Annotated in this window: 19 protein-coding genes and 3 pseudogenes; 2 read left to right on the forward strand and 20 right to left on the reverse strand. The window is 40.1% G+C overall.

Annotation, left to right across the window (positions count from 1 at the left end):
- Positions 1-224: hypothetical protein (locus tag ACO1D1_RS25060; RefSeq protein WP_423337522.1), on the forward strand; the 224-nt coding region annotated here is incomplete at its 5' end.
- A gap of 79 nt (positions 225-303) precedes the next feature.
- Here ACO1D1_RS25060 and ACO1D1_RS25065 read toward each other — a convergent pair.
- From ACO1D1_RS25065 to ACO1D1_RS25145, 17 genes and pseudogenes are all read right to left on the reverse strand, one after another.
- Positions 304-918: pseudogene (locus ACO1D1_RS25065) on the reverse strand (UDP-N-acetylglucosamine--N-acetylmuramyl-(pentapeptide) pyrophosphoryl-undecaprenol N-acetylglucosamine transferase); the annotation flags it as partial.
- A gap of 172 nt (positions 919-1090) precedes the next feature.
- Positions 1091-2155, reverse strand: a complete 1065-nt coding sequence (gene spoVE, locus ACO1D1_RS25070; RefSeq protein WP_423337524.1) for a stage V sporulation protein E — start codon at positions 2153-2155, stop codon at positions 1091-1093.
- A gap of 114 nt (positions 2156-2269) precedes the next feature.
- On the reverse strand, positions 2270-3622 hold the full coding sequence (gene murD, locus ACO1D1_RS25075) for a UDP-N-acetylmuramoyl-L-alanine--D-glutamate ligase (RefSeq protein WP_423337523.1): 1353 nt from the start codon (positions 3620-3622) through the stop codon (positions 2270-2272).
- Positions 3623-4601: pseudogene (mraY, locus tag ACO1D1_RS25080) on the reverse strand (phospho-N-acetylmuramoyl-pentapeptide-transferase). It abuts the gene before it with no gap.
- A gap of 1 nt (position 4602) precedes the next feature.
- A complete protein-coding gene (locus tag ACO1D1_RS25085) occupies positions 4603-5052 on the reverse strand; it encodes a hypothetical protein (protein WP_149869505.1) in 450 nt (149 codons plus the stop codon).
- Positions 5053-5054: 2 nt separating this feature from the next.
- The gene (locus tag ACO1D1_RS25090; protein WP_149869504.1) at positions 5055-6515 is read right to left on the reverse strand and encodes a UDP-N-acetylmuramoyl-L-alanyl-D-glutamate--2,6-diaminopimelate ligase; all 1461 of its coding nucleotides are present in this window, start codon (positions 6513-6515) and stop codon (positions 5055-5057) included.
- 189 nt (positions 6516-6704) lie between these two features.
- Positions 6705-8624: a stage V sporulation protein D gene (locus ACO1D1_RS25095; protein ID WP_149869503.1), complete on the reverse strand. Its 1920-nt coding sequence runs from the start codon at positions 8622-8624 to the stop codon at positions 6705-6707.
- A gap of 134 nt (positions 8625-8758) precedes the next feature.
- Positions 8759-11002 (reverse strand): penicillin-binding protein, encoded by a 2244-nt coding sequence (locus tag ACO1D1_RS25100; RefSeq protein WP_149869502.1) that lies wholly within the window; start codon positions 11000-11002, stop codon positions 8759-8761.
- Entirely contained in the window at positions 10999-11358 is a 360-nt protein-coding gene (gene ftsL, locus ACO1D1_RS25105; protein ID WP_149869501.1) for a cell division protein FtsL, read from the reverse strand. Before ftsL ends, ACO1D1_RS25100 begins: the two co-directional genes overlap by 4 nt.
- A 25-nt stretch (positions 11359-11383) precedes the next feature.
- Positions 11384-12316 carry a 16S rRNA (cytosine(1402)-N(4))-methyltransferase RsmH gene (gene rsmH, locus ACO1D1_RS25110; RefSeq protein WP_149869500.1) on the reverse strand — a complete coding sequence of 311 codons (933 nt, stop codon included), beginning with the start codon at positions 12314-12316 and terminating at the stop codon, positions 11384-11386.
- Between the two features lie 69 nt (positions 12317-12385).
- Positions 12386-12817 (reverse strand): division/cell wall cluster transcriptional repressor MraZ, encoded by a 432-nt coding sequence (mraZ, locus tag ACO1D1_RS25115; RefSeq protein WP_149869499.1) that lies wholly within the window; start codon positions 12815-12817, stop codon positions 12386-12388.
- 158 nt (positions 12818-12975) lie between these two features.
- Entirely contained in the window at positions 12976-14610 is a 1635-nt protein-coding gene (gene bshC, locus ACO1D1_RS25120; protein ID WP_149869498.1) for a bacillithiol biosynthesis cysteine-adding enzyme BshC, read from the reverse strand.
- Positions 14611-14698: 88 nt separating this feature from the next.
- Positions 14699-15094, reverse strand: a complete 396-nt coding sequence (locus ACO1D1_RS25125; protein WP_149869497.1) for a DUF3397 domain-containing protein — start codon at positions 15092-15094, stop codon at positions 14699-14701.
- Positions 15091-15993 carry a 2-dehydropantoate 2-reductase gene (locus ACO1D1_RS25130; protein ID WP_149869496.1) on the reverse strand — a complete coding sequence of 301 codons (903 nt, stop codon included), beginning with the start codon at positions 15991-15993 and terminating at the stop codon, positions 15091-15093. Before ACO1D1_RS25130 ends, ACO1D1_RS25125 begins: the two co-directional genes overlap by 4 nt.
- A 121-nt stretch (positions 15994-16114) precedes the next feature.
- On the reverse strand, positions 16115-17656 hold the full coding sequence (locus tag ACO1D1_RS25135; RefSeq protein ID WP_423337525.1) for an acyl-CoA carboxylase subunit beta: 1542 nt from the start codon (positions 17654-17656) through the stop codon (positions 16115-16117).
- A 22-nt stretch (positions 17657-17678) separates the two neighbouring features.
- Positions 17679-17891 (reverse strand): biotin/lipoyl-containing protein, encoded by a 213-nt coding sequence (locus ACO1D1_RS25140; RefSeq protein ID WP_149869494.1) that lies wholly within the window; start codon positions 17889-17891, stop codon positions 17679-17681.
- 14 nt (positions 17892-17905) lie between these two features.
- Positions 17906-19244, reverse strand: a pseudogene (locus ACO1D1_RS25145) (acetyl-CoA carboxylase biotin carboxylase subunit).
- Positions 19245-19477: 233 nt separating this feature from the next.
- Here ACO1D1_RS25145 and ACO1D1_RS25150 point away from each other — a divergent pair.
- The gene (locus ACO1D1_RS25150; RefSeq protein WP_149869492.1) at positions 19478-19951 is read left to right on the forward strand and encodes an N-acetyltransferase; all 474 of its coding nucleotides are present in this window, start codon (positions 19478-19480) and stop codon (positions 19949-19951) included.
- 28 nt (positions 19952-19979) lie between these two features.
- Here ACO1D1_RS25150 and ACO1D1_RS25155 read toward each other — a convergent pair whose 3' ends face one another.
- The 3 genes from ACO1D1_RS25155 to rpmF form a co-directional block, all read right to left on the reverse strand.
- Positions 19980-20609, reverse strand: coding sequence for an RsfA family transcriptional regulator (locus ACO1D1_RS25155; RefSeq protein ID WP_149869491.1), 630 nt, complete (start codon positions 20607-20609; stop codon positions 19980-19982).
- An 87-nt stretch (positions 20610-20696) separates the two neighbouring features.
- Positions 20697-21455, reverse strand: coding sequence for an enoyl-CoA hydratase/isomerase family protein (locus ACO1D1_RS25160; RefSeq protein WP_149869490.1), 759 nt, complete (start codon positions 21453-21455; stop codon positions 20697-20699).
- A gap of 112 nt (positions 21456-21567) precedes the next feature.
- The gene (rpmF, locus tag ACO1D1_RS25165) at positions 21568-21741 is read right to left on the reverse strand and encodes a 50S ribosomal protein L32 (protein WP_024029176.1); all 174 of its coding nucleotides are present in this window, start codon (positions 21739-21741) and stop codon (positions 21568-21570) included.
- Positions 21742-21887 lie beyond the last annotated feature (146 nt).

Consider the following 21887-nt stretch of genomic DNA (forward strand, 5'->3'; position numbering starts at 1 on the left):
GGTTCACAGGCTTCAATCATCACATATTCTCTTCCACAGCAATGTGGTGGGCCACCACCCACAATTCCAGACTGTGCATTTTCTTGATGATTCTAGATGGGCTTAATGAATGCTTGGAGGACCAGCTTCAAGGATTCGCCTACAGTCCGCTGTTGTGGTGGAGACACTATGTAATCATCTGTGATCATAATCTTTTGGGATTGAATGGGTTGGAGAGAATTTGATCATCCGATTGAACAACTCACTCCCATCATTGACATAACCAAGGAATTTGATTGCATTTTGGGATGCTCAGGCTCCACCCACCGCTTTGTTCATTGCGTGCTGCTGCCTTCCTGGAAGGAAAATGAGAACGGCTGGTTTGGTTGTACTAAGCCCTGCTGAAAGACGGCCTTTAATTCCATCGTTGCCAATGACCTCTGAAGCCCGTGGATTCCCCGTGAAAACAACCTTTTCACTCGGAAAGTATCCTCTTGCCTCTTCGAAACAAATCGCAATTTTGTTCACATACCGGCTTAAAAATTTATTTGTCAGGCCGGGGACACTATTCTGTTCGTGAATAATCGTTGGGACCTTGAGCTTATGGGCTGCATAAACAACTGGCCCGCACACATACCCGCCTGTTCCAATGACAATGTCCGGCTTAAACTCCTTTAATATTCTTTTACTGTCTTTCACACCTTTTAAAAATCGAAAGACCGTTCTGACATTTTCAAATGAGAGCTTTCTTTTAAAACCTGTAATATGAATGGATTTAAAGGGAATATTCTCCCTCGGAACGATTTTACTTTCCAATCCATTCTTGGTACCTATGTATAGAAATTCGGCATCTTTGTTTTCTTTTTGAATTTCCCTTATTAGTGCAAGCGCAGGATATATATGTCCGCCTGTCCCTCCGCCGCTAACTGCTATTTTCATTTTCTCACCTCAGAAAAGTTGCTAAACACATTTTACTATAAAAACGAATAAAAAAAGCGAATGAAAAAAGAATGTTACCTAATTTTAATGAAAACTAACCCGGTATGGGCAATTATTACACACTCACCATGACAAATAAAAAGAACCCTGCATTAAAAACAGGGCATCATGTTTAATATCGTGCATAACGGCTAATATTCAGAAGCACACCAATGGCCATTAACATCAAGGTTAACGAGGAGCCCCCATAGCTTAGAAATGGAAGCGTAATACCCGTTACTGGCATAAGTCCGGTTACAACACCGATATTAATCATAACTTGAATCGCAACCATAGCAATAATACCTACCGCAAGAAAGCTGCCGTATAAATCAGGAGCACCAAGTGCAATCCGGATCCCGCGCCATAATAATAGCGCAAATAATAATAGGATAAACGACCCGCCAATAAATCCTAGTTCCTCAGAAAGTATCGCAAAAATAAAGTCTGTTTGCGGTTCGGGCAAGTAAAAAAACTTTTGCCTGCTTTCGCCGAGACCAAGTCCGAACAACCCTCCCGGACCAATGGCATACAGCGATTGAATAATTTGAAATCCACTGCCTAAAGGATCTGACCAAGGATCTAAAAACGAGGTAATCCTTTTGATTCGATAGGGAGCAGAAACAATTAGGCCGACAAACCCTGCTACACCCATCAGGCCAAGGAAAGCAAAATGGCTAATCCGTGCACCGGCAATAAAGATCATCACTACGCACGTTCCTATCATGACGGTTCCAGTTCCTAGATCCGGCTGGAGCATAATCATGGCAAAGGCTAAAAATGCAAGTCCCAAAGAAGGGATCAGCCCTTTTTTAAAAGAAGTAATCAGCTTTTGGCGTTCAGACAGATATTTTGCTAAAAAGGCAATCATCGCCAGCTTCATAAATTCTGAAGGCTGAATAGAAAAAGCCCCTACACCTATCCAACTTCTTGACCCATTGCGAACATTCCCTATTCCGGGAATTAACACAAGGACTAATAAAACAAAACAAACAATTAAAATGGTTTTAGCCCACGTTCTCCAAGTCCAGTAATTGATGTTCATAATAAAAAACATGGCAGCGATTCCGACCCCGGCGAATAGGGTTTGCCTTTTGGCAAAGAAAAAGGAATCATGAAATTTATATTCAGCCCAAATCGCACTTGCGCTATAAACCATAATTAACCCTATTGCCAGCAGCGTAAAAGTTACAATCATTAAAATAAAATCAGGAGTTGTTCTCTTTGTCGGCACCACTATACACCTCAACCACGAGTTTTAGGGCTTAGAGAACCACTCTTGGAGGGTGAGAACACCAAGTTGTACAAGCCCTTACTTAAGCATATGCACCGCTTCGATAAAAATGTCTCCCCTGACTTCAAAACTTTTATATTGATCCCAGCTGGCGCAGGCAGGAGACAACAGAATGATGTCACCTGATTCGGAGTATCGATAAGCCTCAGGCACTGCCTTTTCAACATTATCGACACGGTTTATTATTTTTATTCCGGCTTGGGCACCAATACGTTCAATCTTTGGCGCAGTTTGGCCAAATGTTATTAACGCCTTTACATTTTTTAAATACGGGATTAACTCATCAAATTCATTCCCGCGATCCAGGCCCCCGGCCAGCAGGATCGTTGGGGTGTCAAAAGCGGCGAGCGCGTTGATCGTAGCTAAACTATTTGTTGCCTTTGAATCATTATAAAATCTTCTCCCATTAACATCTGTTACATATTGTAAACGGTGCCTGACACCAGTAAAGGTGCGGAGTACCTCTTGGATTGCACTATTTTCTACCCCGGAAAGTTTTGCTGCTGCCACGGCAGAAAGTATATTTTCAAGATTATGGACTCCCGGCAGGGCAATCTCTTTAATAGCCATTACCCTTTCATGATTAAACATGATCCAGCCATCTTGGATATAGGCCCCTTCTGTTAATTCCCTCTTTGTAGAAAATGGGATTATCGTTGCTTTTGAGTGCCGTGCAATGTCCCATGTTTCTTCCTGATCAGCATTAATGATTAAATATTCCAGCTCTGTCTGGTTTTTAGTAATATTCGCCTTAGCATCAATGTATTCCTTACGTGTACCGTGATAATCCAAATGGGCATCATAAAGATTGGTGATAATAGCGATTTTTGGATTAAAGGTATTGATTCCCATTAACTGAAAAGAAGATAATTCAATAACAATGGTATTTTCCTTTGTTGCTGTTTGGGCGACTCCCGAGGCAACCGTTCCAATATTACCCGCAATTAATGGCTGCTTCTCCCCTTGGTTAAGCATTTCATATACAAGTGTTGTCGTTGTCGTTTTACCGTTTGTTCCTGTTATGCCGATAAAAGGTGCTTCAGAAATTTCAAAAGCAAGCTCCACTTCTGTTATCACAGGTATTCCCTTTTCGATGGCGCCTTCAATCATTGGATTGAAATACGGAATACCCGGATTTTTTACAATAAGTTCAAACCCCTCATCAAGAAGCTCTGTTGGATGTTCACCGCAAATCACTTTAATCCCCTGCTCTAATAATCCTTGAGCCTCTGGGTTTTCCGATAATGGCTTTTTATCATTCACTGTCACAAATGCACCAAGCTTATGTAAGAGGGCCGCCGCCGTTACACCACTTTTGGCCAAACCAAGAACAAGAATTTTTTTATGTTGATATGACTCTATCTGCTTCAATTACAACCACACCTCGATATAGATTCCTAGGATCGCAAATATTAGGCCAACACTCCAAAAGGTAACAACTACGCGCCATTCCGACCAGCCTACTAATTCGTAATGATGATGCAAAGGGCTCATTCGAAAGATTCGTTTCCCCGTTGTTTTAAAGGAGGCAACCTGAAGAATAACCGATAATGTTTCGATAACAAAAACACCGCCAATGATAATCAGGAGGATCTCAAGCTTTGTTAAAATCGCAATAGCAGCGATTGCACCACCCAGTGCCAGCGAGCCTGTGTCCCCCATAAACACCTTAGCAGGATGAGCATTAAAAACTAAAAACCCTAAGACCGCTCCAACCACTGCAACAGAGAATACTGCAACTTCAAAGTTATTCTGGTTCCATGCTAACACAGCAAACGCCCCAAATGCGATCGCGGCCGTACCTGAAACAAGACCATCAAGTCCGTCTGTCAGGTTCACAGCATTAGAGAATCCTACCAGCCAGAAAATGATGAATAGGACATATGACCAGCCTAAATCTATGGAGTAATCCCCAAATGGCAGTTTAATTTCTGTCGATTGTCCTGAATGTTTATAAATCAGATAAAATATAACGGAAATGATAATTTGACCAAGAAGCTTTTGTTTTGAAGTTAATCCCAGATTTCTTTTTAATACGACTTTGATGAAATCATCCAAAAACCCGAGTAAACCGAACCCAAATGTTACAAACAAAAGTAAAAATGCTGTGACCGGTGTTTGTTCTGAATATTTCCCTATCATCACCAATGTGGTAATGATAATTGAAAATAAAATCATTACACCGCCCATTGTAGGTGTTCCCGATTTTTTTTTGATGGGATTTAGGACCTTCTTCCCGAATGCTTTGTCCAAATTTCAACCTTCTTAAGAAGGGAATAAAAATGGGAGAAAGTAAAACTGAGATCAGAAAGCCCATGATAATTGTGAAAAAAATAACTTGCTCCTTCATTTTATCCCCTCCCCTCTGAATCATTTGCTAACTTTGCAGTCAGCATTTCTAATATCCCAGCTATATCATATGTTTGTTTATTTTTATTAAGAAGTTTTTTATTTGAAAATTTAAAGTTAGTGATTTCCATGTGCTTTTTCGTTTCTCCATCTAATTTTTCACAATATAGTGTAATGATTTTTCTTATGGCATCAGCCAAATCGTCCGTATAAAAAACCGGAAAATAAGTTGGTGTATATCTTGGCAATTTATGTTCACGATCCCAAATCGCTGCAATTGCTCCATGGGCAATTGCGTCTAAAAGTTCCCCTGAGCTTTCATTGAACGGAATAAACAATCCTTTTGGCTGATCAATATTTGCCTCGTCCGTAACCGTGTAAAACAACATCTCATCCTGGATTCCTTGTTTATCCGGAAACAAACTTGCCAAGTCATTTAAAGCTAAAAACATAGCTATCTCTCCTCAATTGCTTCCTTAGCAACAAGACGGTCATCAAAGTCATGGACTACACTGCCAATGGTTTGATAGGTTTCATGTCCCTTTCCGGCGATTAAAATGACATCTCCTGCTTCTGCCTGATTAACAGCAGTATAAATAGCTTCCTTGCGATCCGGTATGACTTGGTATGTTTCATCCGGCACACCTTCTTCCATTTCCTTCAATATTGCCAGCGGATCTTCACTTCTTGGATTATCCGATGTAAAAATAGGGTTAGTAGCTAGATGGCAGGCAATCTTCGCCATCAATGGCCGTTTTGTGCGGTCACGGTCTCCGCCGCAGCCGACAATGACAAAAATCTTTTTGTTCGCGAAATGCTGAATCGTTTTTAATACATTTTCGAGGCTATCCGGTGTATGTGCATAATCAACAATCACTGTAAAATCCTGACCGGCATTTACAAGTTCAAACCTTCCGGCTACTCCTTCGACACCTTCGATTGAATCGATAATGTCCTGGATCGCAATCCCTGAGACTAATGCAGCAGTGATACTTGCTAAAACATTATAGACACTAAATTTTCCAATTAACTGCATGTTGATGGGATAGACGGTACCCCCCATTATAAGATCGAAATTAGTCCCTTTAGGAGTCATATGTATATGCTCTGCCTGAACATCTGCCTTCTGATCGATTCCGTATGTAACCACATGTGCCGCCGTCGACCTGCTATACATTTCTGATGCAGGATCATCTGCATTTAAGACAGCGAATTTTGGTTTATTATCGTCAAAAGTATTGCCAAGCTGGGCAAACAATAAGCTTTTCGCGCGTTTATATTCCTCCATTGATTTATGATAATCCAGGTGATCTTGTGTTAGGTTTGTGAATACTGCAACATCAAAATCACAACCATGAACCCTTCCTAAATCAAGGGCATGTGATGAAACCTCCATTACCGCATGACTGACACCGGAATCAACCATTTGTTGAAATGTTTTTTGAAGTGTTAAGCTTTCTGGTGTTGTGTTTTTCGTTTCTATAATCCGGTCAGCTATTTTTGTGTACATTGTACCAATCAAGCCTGTTTTTTTGCTTGCATCGGTAAATATTTTTTCAATCAAATGACTTGTTGTTGTTTTTCCGTTCGTTCCTGTAATGCCAATTAAATGCAGCTTTTTTGTAGGCTGGCCGTAGAAGGCATTCGCGAGCACCGCCATTGCTCGTGTGGTATCTTTTACAATGATAACAGGAACTTCAAGGTCTAACGGACGCTCAGCAAGTATTGCCGCTGCCCCATTTTTTACAGCGGATGCGGCAAAATCATGGCCGTCAACTGTGTATCCTTTAATACAAATAAACAAGCTCCCCTTTTGCACCTTCCGGTTATCATTTTCAATCGAAGTAATTTCCGGGTCGTCCACCTTAAAAGGATGAATGGGATGCAAATACTTAAGCAGCTTTTGTAGCTTCATTTTCTCTCAAATCCTCTCATTACCGTACAAATCAATTGTTTACCAGTATTTACCTAAAGACCTTCTGAAGAAAGTTCCATCTTATTTTACATTAAATCATTTTATTTTACCATTTAGTAATCAAAGCTTAATAAAATTTTAGGCGGCGGAATAAATTCCGGCGCCCTTTCATTTTCCTTATTTTTTTTATTAATCGCCTTTACCAAAGTAAAGTCTAATTTTTGATCCATCCTTTACCTTTGTGCCAGGTTTTGGAGATTGTCTAACAACAACATCGCCTTCCCCGCTGGCATCTATCCTTAAATTAATCATCTGCTCTTGAAGTTCGCTTTTCGTTAAGCCAACAAAATCAGGTAATGTTAAAAGTGGTGTATCTGGCCATTTAATTTCTTTTTCAATTTGATCCTTTCGCGGTTCTACTCCAATTGCACTTAAACCATCCTTCATAATACTTCCGACGATTGGCGCACTGACAGTACCTCCAAAAGCCGTCACTCCTTTTGGATTATCAACTGCAACATAAACAACGATCTGAGGGTCATCAGCTGGAGCAAAGCCGATAAAGGAAACGATAAAGTTATTTTCTAAATATCTCCCACCCTGTGCTTTTTGCGCCGTTCCAGTTTTTCCACCAACACGATAGCCTTCAATAAATGCTCTGCCTCCTGTCCCCTGGGCCACAACACTTTCAAGGGCATGGCGAATTTCCTTCGATGTTTCCTCCGTAATCACTCGTCTTTTTTCTACGGGAGTATTTCTCATTACTATTTCCTTCGTAACTGGATCAATTAACTCCTTGGCAATAAACGGTTTGTAAAGTATTCCACCATTAATGGCAGCGGAAACCGCCGTTACCTGCTGAATGGGTGTAACCGATACCCCCTGTCCAAAAGCGGTTGTTGCTTGTTCAACAGGACCAACCCGGTTCATATTAAATAAAATTCCCGTACCTTCCCCTTGTAAGTCTATTCCTGTTTTTTGGCCAAAACCAAAATCCTTAATATATTTAAAGAGCTTTTCTTTCCCTAAACGATCTCCCATTTCCACAAATCCGGGGTTACAGGAATTTTGAACCACTTCCAACATGGTCTGGCTGCCATGACCGCCTCTTTTCCAGCATTTTAATCTTGCTCCTGCCACTTGGACAGAACCTGAATCATGAAAATGATCTTCTTCCAAATCCACTTTTCCTTCATTCAGTGCCGCTGCGAGGGTAATAATTTTAAAGGTGGATCCAGGTTCATAGGTAGACCATACCGGTAGGTTTCGATTATAAACCTCTTGCGGAACATTTCGGAAATTAGCCGGGTCAAACGTCGGCCGGCTTGACATCCCTAATATTTCGCCATTGTTGGGATTCATGGCAATGGCTACAATGCCATCTGGATTATATTTTGCCTCAGCAATATCGAGTTCTCGTTCGATAATTGTTTGGATTTTAGAATCAATCGTTAATTTCAAATCAAGGCCATTTACCGGATGCTCGTAATCATCGGCCATGTCGTTCATTCTTTCGCCTTTGGCATTGGCGTAAAATTTAACGGCGCCGCGTTCACCATTTAACTCTTTATCATAGTACTGCTCAAGACCCATTAAACCTTGGTTGTCCACTCCGGTAAACCCAAGAACATGAGAAAGGTAACTTCCATTTGGATAATGCCGCTTTGAGTCCTCGCCTATATAAACCCCTTCAAGGTTAAGTGCTCTGATTTCTTTTGCTTTTTCGTGCGATATTTTCCTTCCTTCCTTTATTCGAACGGAGGAAGCACCTTTTGTAATATCACGGTATGCCTTATCCTTTGGCATACCTAGCACGGCCGCCAGCTTTTCAGCAGTAGCTGCCGGATCTTTCACTTGCCTCGGAATGACATAAACGGTAGGTGCGCTAATATTCGTTGCTAATGCCACCCCATTCCGGTCAACAATTTTTCCGCGCTCCGGTTCAAAAGGGATATTCCTGCTCCATAAGCCTTTCGCTCGATCAGTCAGCATATCACCGAGGACAAACTGGACATACCCCAGCCGAACATCAATAATCAAGAAGGTTAGAATTCCAACGAATAGTGCAATCATTAGCCGTTTACGGACAGTAACATTAGAAACACGCATACAATGAATGATCCTCCCTTATCAAGCATTCAAATTCCTTTATCGTTCATTAATATGCTTGTACCTTTTCGTTTAGACCAGTGCCAACTCCCCGTAAACAGCAAAAATCCCGCTTAAAAAGCGGGATTTTTTCGTTAATCTTGCACCTTTTCCTCTTCTTCATTATCAGTATTTCCAGTTTCACCATTTTTGGCATTTAATTCTTGATTCCATAATTCTTCAGGGGTTTTCAAATCAACAATAAGGAAATCTCCTTTGCGTAAAAGTGCTCCTTGGGTAATATTTTGCCCGGTGACATAGCCCATGCCCTTTGAACTTAACTTTAATCCGGCCAGATTAGCAACTTTCATCACATCTCTTAATGACCAGCCTGTCATGTCCGGAGCCGTGAGTTCACCATCTGTTTGGAGGATGACCTTCTCACCCTCTAAAACGACTGTCCCCGCCTGTGGCTGCTGTCCAACCACGGATGTTCCATTTCCAAGGACAACCGTTTCAAAGCCAGTTTCTTTTAGCTTTTTGACAGCTTCCTCGACTGATTTTCCCTTAAGATTTGATAGTTTGTTTACCACAGCCTTTTCAAGCGTGGAAGGCTGGATATTTAAATAATGCAGACTATTTTTCATTACAGGGTTAAAAATCATGGAAACAGGAATCGCCCCTTGACCATAATTTTCTAATCCTTCAGGCTGTTGAACGGCTACATAAACAATTAATTTCGGATTTTCTTTCGGTGCCATACCTAGAAATGAAAATATATAATTATTAACTCCGGATAAATACTTTCCATTCGGGCCCGGGATATTTGCCGTTCCAGTCTTACCCGCTACACTATAGCCATCAATTTTGTAACGTCCTCCCGTCCCTTTAGGAGAGGTTACAACCGTTTCCAGAATATCACGCACTTCTTTCGCTGTTTCAGCCGATATCGGTGTTGATACAACTTCCGGTGCAACCTCCTTTATTGTTTCACCGGTATCATGGTTGACAATTTCTTTAACCACCTGAGGCTTCATCATTTTCCCGTCATTAGCAATCGCGGTAGCTGCTTGAATTTGTTGAATCGGGGTAATGGCCGTACCCTGCCCATAAGCGGTAGTGATTTTTTCAATCGGATAGGTAAATTGAATCTTCCCTGAAGTTTCATCCGGAAGTGCAATCCCAGTCGGTTTATCAAAGCCAAATTTCGTTAAATATTCTCGAAATTTTTCAAATCCCAACTTTTCATTGGCAATTTTAGCAAAAGCTGTATTCGATGAGCGCTGAACACCTTCGAGATAGCTAATCGGTCCCCAGCCAGAACCATTATGATCATGGATCGCCTGAGATTTTTCAGTCACCCGATAAGAACCGGATTGATAGATTTCATTTGGGTTAAATTTATTTTCTTGGACAGCTGCAGCAAGTGTGAAAATCTTCATCGTTGAGCCTGGTTCAAAGGATGTTTCAATTGCTTCATTATGCCAGCTGTTTTCGATTCCCTCTTTTGTTTTCGGGTGGAAGGATGGCCGTTGACCCATCGCCAGAATTTCACCTGTTTTCGGGTCGGCGACAATTGCGATTATCTTTTTCGGTTTATACTCTTTTACCACAGTATCCATCGCATCTTCTAAAAACGTTTGAATTTTTTGGTCAATTGTCAAGTATATATCATTTCCATTTTGTGCCGGAGTAATCTTTTCCTTTCCATCCGGAAGGATATATCCCCATAAATCACTTTCATAATTAATTTGGCCATTTTTCCCTGTTAACTCATCGTTCAGGGCTTTTTCTATCCCCATTTTTCCTACAGATTTATAGGTCTCATTCTTTTGTTCAATTCGGTCTGCATAACCAACTAAATGGGATGCAAAAATGCCATTTGGATAGAACCGTTTGGAGTCACGGGAAAAAGTAATCCCCGGAAGTTCTAAGCCCTCAATTTTTTTCTTTATATCGTACGTTATGTCTTTGCCCGCCTTGCCAAATTCAACCTGGAACCTGTTCTTTTCGATTCCATTCGTTAGAATGCTATAAATCTCTGATTCATCCATTTTAATGTATTTGGCAAGTTCCTGTGCCGTTTTACGTGGGTCCTTAACGTGCTGCGGCTTTTTAGGATTTGTAGTCATCTTTTTATTCAAAATGGCGACCAGTTTATAGGCAGCTGTATCCTCCGCTACCACCACGCCATTCCGGTCAAAGATCATCCCCCTTGATGCCTGCAGGGTTCCCTCCCTGCCATATTTTTGCTGCGCCTTCGCAGCGAGGGGCTGTCCACTGACTTCACCTGTTATTTGAATCGAAAAATACCTGAAAATCAATACAAAAAAGAGCAGGCCGAATAATCCGAATAATATGGCTGCTCCTACATTCATATTTGGCTGTTTCTTGTTCATCTTTCCTGCACAACCTTGACGTCATTTTCGTTTATTAACAGGCCCATTTGCTTAGCCTTTTCAAAAATCCGTTCGTATGAACTTAATTCGCTTACTTGAACCTTTAAGTCCCTATTTACCTTTTCCTGCTCGTTAATCTTTCCTTCAACTGATTGAATGTCCTTGTTTACTTCATAAATTTCTGATTGGGTAGAAATAAGATGGATTGCCCCAAAACAAACCATTCCGGCAAATACGACTCCAATAATTTTTTCGCCCGGAGTGAGCCACGATTTTTTAATTTTTACTTGTCTTTTTGTTTGAATTGTCTGTTCTGTTTGTTGCTGTTCTAAAAATTTTCTCGCAAGATTACTCAATCGTTTCCCCTCCAGATTTTATTATCTATAATTTTTCAGCAATTCGAAGCTTTGCAGAGCGCGCCCGATTATTTTGTTCTAATTCTTCTTCAGATGGAAGTATCGGTTTACGAGAAACTAGCTTTAGAATCGGTTTATACTCATCAGGTATAATGGGTAATCCTGGAGGTAAAGGCGGTATCTCACTCGCCTTTTTAAAGGTTGCCTTACAAATTCTGTCCTCTAATGAATGAAAAGTAATAACACTTATTCTTCCCTCTGGATTTAATAAGTCAATCGCCTGGTTTAAAGACTTTTCAAAAACTGCCAGTTCATCATTCACAGCTATTCTGACTGCTTGAAAGATTCTCTTCGCCGGATGTCCGCCCTTTCTTCTTGCAGGTGCGGGAATTCCATCCTTTATCAATTCTACCAACTCGAAGGTCGTTTCGATTGGTTTTACGGTTCTCGCTGCTTCGATTTTACGAGCAATTTGTTTCGAGAATTTCTCTTCTCCATATCGGAAAAAGATCCGGACCAAGTCTTCATATGACCAATGATTGATGACATCGTAAGCTGAAATGTCTGCATCGTTGTCCATCCTCATATCGAGTGGTGCATCATGATGGTAGCTAAAACCTCTCTCAGGTGTATCCAACTGCGGTGAAGATACCCCCAAGTCATATAGGACTCCGTCAACATGATTAATTCCAAGAAGCGCAAGTTCTTCTTTTAAATATAAGAAATTGCTTTTAATAATAACTAATCGGTCTCCATATTCGGCTAACTTTTCTTTTGCATTTGCAATGGCTGTTTCGTCCTGGTCAAACGCATACAGTTTACCTCCCGCACCAAGCCTTGAAAGGATGAGGGAACTATGACCGGCACCGCCTAAAGTACAATCTACGTAAATCCCATCTGACTTAATATTTAAGCCGTCAACAGCTTCGTTTAACAACACAGTTGTATGTTCAAACATTTTCGTACCACCTTTTCCAATCGAACATAATTACATGATTACAGAAAATATATTAATATAACTTATCCATTATATATCAAAGCCAATCATATTTTCTGCAATTTCTGCAAAAGATTCTTCTGACTGTGCAAAATAGTCTTCCCAAATCTGTTTACTCCAGATTTCAATTCGATTGGAAACACCTAAGATCACGCATTCTTTTTCCAACTTTGCATATTGCAATAGTGGTGCAGGGATATTAATTCTTCCTTGTTTATCCAATTCACTTTCTGTTGCTCCTGAAAAGAAGAATCTTGTAAAAGCACGGGCATCTTTTTTCGTCAGCGGCAGGCCTTTTAACTTTTCTTCAATCAGCCCCCACTCCGAAACTGGGTAACCAAACAAACATTGATCCAATCCACGGGTGATGATAAACATATCGCCAAGTCCATCACGGAATTTGGAGGGCACGATCAAGCGGCCTTTATTATCAATGCTGTGATGGTATTCACCCATGAACATACCCATTACCCCCACTTTCTATAAAAAATGTACCACATTCCCCCACTTTTCACCACCTATTTTTAAACTATTCGCCCCAAATTCCTTAAAATCCTTTTTTAACCTGAAGATTTTTCATAAAAAAAATAAAACTCCACCCGATTCAGGTGGAGTTTTTCCTATATTTTCATTACCTTATGGCGGCCATCAAATTCAAATGACCCCGCCATTAATTTATTCATAAAGGTTAGACCATATTGATTTAAATAATAAAATATGTTCCACACCCGCTCTTGCGGAAAGCCGTCAGGCCGTAATGCTAGATCTACACGAGCATATTTTTTCAACTGAACATCGTGCTTCCGCTTTACCGCTTCTTCGAGTTTTAACAGCATAAAGTCAATTTCTTTTCGTACATAACTTTCATTTTTCGCAAGCATTGGTAAAAGCGCACGGTCAAGCTGTTCCGTTTTGGCCTCAATCAGCGCATATTGCTTCTCTACCATTTCGATTGTCCTTGAAAATAATTCTACTAATTCTTTATCTTTAATAGCAGCTAAAAACTGTTCCCTTTCCTTCGCCGTTCCATTACTTAAAACTTCCGTCAGCTTCAAATTTAATTCTGAAATATCCGTTTCAACTGAACGATCCAAGAACGTAATATTCAAACGGGGAACAATTGGCGGCATTTTAATGTTAAAATGCTCAAAGACTAGTTTAAGCTCTGCCCAGTAGGAAATTTCGCCCGGTCCTGCAATAAAGGCGATGGTTGGAAACAGCCATTCCTGCATGAGCGGACGCGTCACCACATTATTACTTAATTTTGCGGGATCTCCAGTTGCTAATCCCACTAATTCCTCTTTCGAGAACGTTATGACACCACTTTTCCCCACGAATCGATCGGTCTCCCGATCAAATTCAAGCAAAATGCGATCATTCACCTTTTGATCATAATAGAAGATGTTAGCCGCTTTTTCACTTGCGTCAATCGTAATAGGAAATCCCTTTTTTTCTATTTGCTTTTGCTGCTCCAATAACGAGAAGGTTATGGCGTCATGGTGAATAATCTGCTCCGTAAAAAATTCCTTTTGTAACTGCCGGAAGTCACTGTTCCCGGAATCAACAATTAATAACCCATAATCTTTGAAAAGTTCCATAATAATGTGGGCAAAGAAATCAACAAAGGTTGTTGACTTTTCTATTTGTCCTTTGGCAAATTCTAAAAGTTCATTCGTAAATTCCGTTTCACCAAAATTCTTAATTACATTCTCAACCCATGTAAGACAAATGTTCTGGTTTAACTGAATATCAGACACCATTTTCTTTTGATGAACTTTTTCCGGGTAGGTCCATTTATCGATCTTTTCTGCAACAGGTACAAATACATGGTTCACTTCTTGAAAATCATGGTCTTCTCCCGCAATCCAAAAGACAGGAATAACGGGAATACCAAGCTGCTTTTCTTTTTCTTCAGCTAATTTAATGATAGAAATGACTTTATGTATGGAATAAAGCGGACCTGTCAGAATTCCTGCCTGCTGCCCGCCAATGACTACAGTACTATTTTTTAATTTCAATTTTTCAATTGACTTTTTTACAGCTTCTGAAGATGGAAAGCGCTCCATAAAGCCCTCAATATGTGCAGCAACCTCCATACGGGGAAACGGTCTGTTGTTTAATTCAGCTATTCTTTTTGCATCTTCATGCAAATCATTATAACGATAATGAAAAAAAGGCTGGATAGCAGCAGATTGTTCCAAATAATTCGATGCAAACCGATTGGTTGCTGGTAGCGAGAGATTTACAATCTCCATTCAAGTACTTCCTTTCTAATTACTCAGATTCATTCTTTTCGAGTATACCACTACCATCCCCTTAATGAAAAAATCTTTGCTTCAAAATTTATGTAGAAAAAGTAAATGTCAAAGCACCACGTATGATTCCATATAGGGATATGGTCAGGTAAGCTAGAAAAAAAACAAGAAAATTAAAACGCCAAAACCCTTTAACGACCTTTTTCAAAACAATCTCTTCCTTGACTTTCCAATGAACAATAACAAAAACCATGGCAATCAAGATCATCAGTAATATTATTAACCAAAATAATGATTTTCCCCATATCGTAACAATTAAAAAATGAACAGATATGATGTATAAAAGTGTCGTATAATCCACTGCCGCATGCAGCGATTTACGGGATTTTTTAGTAAAGAATTTTATTACAATAAAAACTAGCAATGAACCCAGAAGCGGTAAGGTAAAAAAAACAGTTAAAATGGCGGAGAGGATTGTACTCATCTATCTTCCCCCCCTACCTGTTCTTTTCCTTTGATTAAGTAATACAGGCTTTCGATTTGAGGAGCCTTCTTATCCTGTTTCTTTGCTTTTTCTATTAAAAATCCTAAAATGGCATCTACTTCTGTCAACCTATTTGCTTCAAGATCTTTTAGCATCGAAGAGCGGTTGTCGGCCGTCTTTTTACAAATATCAACAACTAGCATTAGCTCATCCTCCGGGCGTTTTAAGTCCAAAATGAAGGAAATTTCCGTAAACAGCTTTTTTACTGCATGAAAATAAAACTGATTTTCAATTAATTTCCCATTTTTCACTTGAAGGATGGCAGTCAATGGATTTATGACTGCGTTGACAATTAGTTTTTTTACAAGCATCTCATGATAATTCTCTTGAAAAACAAATGGAAACTCGGAAGGCATAACTGCAATAAATTGCTGGAACGGTGCAGTTTCCCCTCGGAAAACGGCTGCATTTGTTACCCCTTCACCATTATGGCTTACGGTATACGAATTTTCTCTTAAGGCTCCATGTTCAACCGATCCAAGAATTAAATTATTTACCCTGATATCTTCAAGCAGCTTTAAATGACCCATTCCATTTTGTAGAAATAACATATTTTCAAGAACGACAGTTACTTGGCCCAGCTTCTCGATAATCGCTGGAAGTTGATATTGTTTGACAGCAATAATGGTTAACTCTTCAGATCCTTCCCAAGTTGTCATTGGCATAGCTCTGACCAAAGCGATTCGTTCCTCTCCTCCTTTACGCAGCAAGATGCCATTTTGATTAATCTCGTCTGCCTGCTCCGTTGTCCTCGTGTAAATCGTTACCTCAAATACTTTACTAATGTAGGATGCAAATAATAATCCAATTGAACCAGCACCAATTATTCCAACCTTCATGGTAATCCCTCATTTTAGTCATCTATTATACGTTATTTTATCAGATGCAATTGGTAATTGGTTAGTAGGTTTTCTTAAAAAAATAACCCTTTTCGATAAAAATCGAAAAGGGCATGTTTTTTTATACTGGATAAACGGGATGCTTTCTGACACTAAAGGTTAATTCTTTTGTTTCATAATAAGCAAATCGCTGTATAAGCACATCTCTTAATTCAGATGGTGCCACAATTTCATCGACGATTAGCTCTGATGCCAGTTTGTATATGTCGATATGTTCTTTATATTCTTTATGTTTTTCTTGAACATAGGCAATTCTTTCTTTTGGATCATCAATTTCATTAATTTTATTCGAATATACAGCATTTACTGCTGCTTCCGGACCCATCACAGCGATTTGAGCAGTAGGAAGAGCGATACAGCAATCAGGTTCAAACGCGGGACCAGCCATCGCATATAGTCCTGCACCATACGCTTTTCTAACAATTACCGAGATTTTCGGTACTGTTGCCGAACTCATGGCTGCTATCAATTTTGCACCGTGACGGATAATACCGGCCCGTTCTACTTTTGTACCAATCATAAATCCGGGGACATCTGCCAGGAATAATAATGGAATATGGAAAGCATCGCAGAGCTGGATGAATTTTGCTGCTTTATCAGCTGAATCGACAAATAAAACCCCGCCTTTAACCTTTGGCTGATTAGCAATGATCCCAATAGCTCTTCCATTTATTCTAGCTAATCCTGTTATTAATTCTGGTGCAAATAATTTTTTTATTTCATAAAAGCTAGCATTGTCTACTAGTCGGTCGATACATTCTTTCATATCAAAAGGGGCATTTTGGTTTTCCGGAATAATGGCTTCCAGTTCACGGCCCTCCATTGCAGCCTCGCCCTCAGTTATTTTTGATTTGTCCTTAAAGCTGGCGGGAAAATAGCTAATGTATGTTTTGGCTGATGCAATTGCCTCTTCCTCACTAGCGGCTAGAACATCGCCGCAGCCACTAATGGTACAGTGCATACGGGCACCACCCATTTCTTCGAGTGTTACCTTTTCCCCAATCACCTTTTCCGCCATGCGTGGTGAACCCAAATACATCGAAGCGTTTTGATCAACCATGATGACAATATCACAAAATGCCGGGATGTACGCTCCTCCGGCTGCAGAAGGGCCAAACAGAATACAAACTTGCGGAATCATTCCGGAGAGCTTTACTTGATTATGAAAGATTTTCCCTGCCCCGCGTCGATTTGGAAACATCTCTAATTGGTCGGTGATTCTCGCACCTGCAGAATCGACAAGATAAAATAATGGAACCTTTAACTTTTCCGCTGTTTCTTGAATCCGGATTATTTTTTCAACGGTTCGTGCCCCCCAGGAACCTGCTTTAATCGTCGAATCATTGGCCATGACACATACAGTCTGCCCATTAATTTTACCGATTGCCGTTATGACACCATCGGCGGGTAGATTACCAGCCTGAAAGTTGGCAAATTTCCCATCCTCTTCATATTTTCCCTCATCGAATAATAATGCTAACCGGTCACGCACAAACAATTTTCTTTGTTCTTTCAATTTTTCATGGTATTTTGGCTGACCGCCAGCTTCAATTTTTTTCCTATTTTCATTTAATTGCTCATTTAACGTATTAGTCGCTGCCATCATGCTCCCCCTTTAAGAAATGCTATTCCAGAACGATTAAAACATCGCCTTCATTGACGAAATCCCCGATATTGACATTTACTTTTTGGACTACTCCTTCGATTCCACTTTCGATTGGTATCTCCATTTTCATCGATTCCAGCATTAATACTTCTTGGCCTGGATTTACTTGATCACCTGAAGCTGCAAAAATATTTAATACTGTCCCTGCCATCGATGCTGTAATTTCTTTCATGATTATTACACTCCTTATTTCACCAAATTTTTTATTAAAAAGCTTGTTGTGTACAATCCCTTTTGGAAGTCTTCGTTTGCAAGTATCAGTTAAGAATATTGGGGCATTCGTTTTAATCCCCTCAATTTCTATCTCATTAAAGAAATTTTCTGCGGCGGCTAATGCTTGCTTCCGTGTGTCACCATGAAAAATACATTTGGCAATCATCGGATCGTAAAATGGTGTCACCGTTCCGCCTTCTTCATATCCGGAGTCAATTCTCACTTCTTCTTTTTGATTCCATTTGAGCTTCGTGATTTTTCCCGGGGATGGCAAAAAGCGAACAGGGTCTTCCGCATAAAGCCTAAATTCGATTGCGTTCCCTGATGAGGCAATCTCAGGTTGCAATAAAGGTAATTTCTCACCTCGTGCCACAAGAATTTGCCATTTAACTAAATCCAGGCCGGTAATCATTTCTGTCACAGGGTGTTCGACTTGAAGCCGGGTATTCATTTCGAGAAAGTAAAAATTCTCATTTTCATCGACAATGAATTCAATCGTTCCAGCATTTGTATATTCCACAGCATGTGCTGCTTTCACAGCTGTTTCATACATTTTATGCCGGACTGTCTCGGATAGAAAAGGGGATGGTGATTCCTCAACAACCTTTTGGTGCCTTCTTTGTATGGAACAATCCCGTTCAAATAGATGGACGATGTTTCCAGCGCTGTCCCCAAACACCTGAACCTCAATATGTCTGGCATCCGCAATATATTTTTCAATAAAAACCTCATCTGAACCGAAATAGGCCATCGCTCTCGACTTAGTTGAATCATAAAACTTAACGAGCGCTTGCTCATTTTCTACTAGCACCATGCCTATTCCCCCGCCCCCGCCGCTTGCCTTAAGCATGATGGGATATCCGATCGCCTCTGCAAGACTGCACGCTTCTGCAATCGTCTTTACACCATTCACACTTCCGGGCACAACTGGGACACCAGCCTTCTCCATGGTCCGGCGAGACACGATTTTGTCTCCCATTAATTCAATCGTTTCTGGCTTCGGTCCAATAAATATAATTCCTTCATTGATTGCCTCTTTAGCAAATGCTGCATTTTCGGATAAAAAGCCATAGCCGGGATGAATGGCATCCACTTTTTCACTTTTTGCGATTTCCAGAATTTTATCACTTTGTAAATAGGATTTGTTTACAGGCGGTTCTCCAACACAAACAGCCTTTGTGGCAGCTTTAACAAAAGGCATTTCCTGATCGGCTTTGGAATAGATAGCAACTGTTTCAATCCCCATCTCCTGACAGGTTTTAATAATCCGAAGGGCAATTTCTCCCCGATTGGCGATTAATATTTTTTGCACATTTTTTCCCCTTTCGTATCCCTTTTGTTCCATCCCTTTTATTTTTCTACATCATTCTCTGAATTTCCTGCAATTTTTGAAAACGCTTCCTAAAGTTATTTGAAGAATTTTTTGTGAATTTGTTATATAATGAACGTAATTCATTTGAATAATAAAAAAATTTCATTGTGTGTTTTCAAAAACCAAATGAATATTTGCAAAATTAAGATGGTAACTTTTTAGGAGGTTTAACTATGGCGATAAAAGTGGAAAAACTAAAAGTAAATTTTAAAACACTAGAAGAATTTAAAAAATTTAAGGAATATGGAATTCAAGAGTTATCGATGTTTGAAGACCTTGAAGCAAATATGATTGATAATGATAGTGAATCACCTTTCTACGGCATTTATTTTGGGGACAAATTAGTAGCACGCATGAGTTTATATCAGATTGATGCGAAATTCGACCGTTATTTCTTTCCGCCACAAAACTATTTAGAATTATGGAAACTGGAAGTACTCCCTGATTATCAAGGGAAAGGCTTCGGTAAAGCCCTTGTCTCGTTTGCTAAAAGTTTCGGGCTGCCAATTAAAACAAACCCTAGAGTCCAATCAAGTGGTTTTTGGGAAAAATTAGGGTTTAGCAATGTTGATTATGATATGGAGCGTGACCGTGGAGAAAATCCACTTGTCTGGTATCCAGAAGGCGTCGAAGCACAACACATATAAGAAAAAGCGGACAAAATGTCCGCTTTTTCTATTTTTCCACTCTTTCAAGATTGCCGTTCTTATCCATTTGAAATTTGACCTTTTGCTGCCGATCCTCGTCTTGAAGGACAACCATTTTTCTGGCTCTTTCCATAATTTCAATTAACGAACGGTAGTCTTCTTCAATGGCTTTTAAATTTTTTGACAGTCTTTCATTTTCTGCGGCTAAATAGTATGTTTTCTTCTCCAATTCTTTAATTTTTTCAGAGGATTGCTTTCTGTCCTCTTCAAAACTAGATGAAGCTTCAGCTTGTTGATGGAGTCCTTCTAAATAGTGCATAACGGCAGGAAAGGTGATTGTGGTTCCCTGTTCACAACCGGGCGGTGATTGTACAAAGTCTACTTTAGCAGGCTCTTGACTTGGCTCTCTCTCAGCAGGAGCATCATGTTTCTTTAACTCCTTACGCTGTTTCTTAGCAAGTTCTATGCCTGATTTATATTGCTTTCGCACATATGAGTTCCAGCGGAAACCACAGGCTGCTGACGTTCTCGAGAGCTGTTTGCCAACCTCCTCAAATGCCTGCAGTTGTGTTCCGCCTTCACGGATATGCCTAAGTACAACTTCAGCAAGCAATAAATCCTCATCTTGGGACCATGCATCTTGTCTGGTTGGTGACATCAGTCCATCCCCCTCCTAGTGTTTTTATAATACATATGCATCTACTAGAAAAGATAGACTGTGAAAGAGTTGTCTTTTTATTTTTATTCAAAGTTTTTTATTTATAAAGGACCTGACATATTCATGGTGTGCATCGCTTTCCCAAAGCCATGCGCAATTTTTGACCTCTTCCTCTATTCTTTCACGCAGTAAGGTTGCTTCCCATTTCCTAATCCAAATTTTTTTATAGGATTGGAGTACGTTTATATCCTTTATTAATATTTTTTCAATAAAAGCTTCACAGGCGTCCAGAGGGTCATTTTCAAAAAGAGTATGAATAAATCCAGTATTTTTTAATTCATCGGCAGTTTGCAGTTCTGCTTCCATTAACATTTTCATTGCACTTGCAGCTGGAAGTTTTTCCGCTAGGATAGAGCCTCCCCCCCAGCCTGTGGTAATGGCCTGCTTCCCCTGAACAAAACCTGCCTTAATTCCTTTTCGTGCAAGTCGAAAATCGCAGGCAGCTGCCAGCTCACAGCCGCCCCCAACTGCTGTTCCGTTTATAAGAGCAATTGTCGGAATAGGTAAAGTTAAGAGCGTATATAGAATATTAGCCATCATAGAAAGCATAGGATAGGCTTCCTCCTTCGTATGAAGAAGATGAAAAGTGGATAAATCGCCTCCAGAACAAAAAGCTTGGCTTCCTTCTCCAGTAATAATCAATGCCTTTATATCTGATTCAGAAGCTATTCTTACTGCTTCTTTTAATCCCTCCATTATCTCATAATTAATGGCATTCCTTTTATCAATCCTAGAAATGGTAAATAATAAGTACCCTTTTTCCTGTTTAACAATGCGGTATGACAATTTTCCTCGCCCTTTCTTTGGCTAGTTTTCAATGCCGGGATTGCTAGTATGTATAGAAACGACAAAAGCACAAGGGCTAAATAGCTCCTTGTGCTTTCTATCCTAATGGAAATTAGTCGTTAACAACGTCTTTTCCTTTGTATGTTCCGCAAGCTTTACATACGCGGTGAGCAAGTTTCATTTCACCACAGTTTGGGCAACTTACCATACCAGGTACGTTTAATTTAAAATGAGTACGACGCTTTCTTTTTGCAGTTTTAGAAGTCCTTCTAAAAGGTACAGCCATTCTTCCCACCTCCTTAAAGAGTATCTAATGAAGCGGCGCACGAAAAACGCGAAAGCGTTTCACGATAAATGCGAAACGCCTATCTAGGTTGTTGGGTTTGGGGTTAAACACCCGGTTTGGTGCAAGAACGAAGCAGGTTACACAAC

This window comes from Neobacillus sp. 19, assembly GCF_049463095.1.
Classification (GTDB): Bacteria; Bacillota; Bacilli; order Bacillales; family Cytobacillaceae; genus Neobacillus.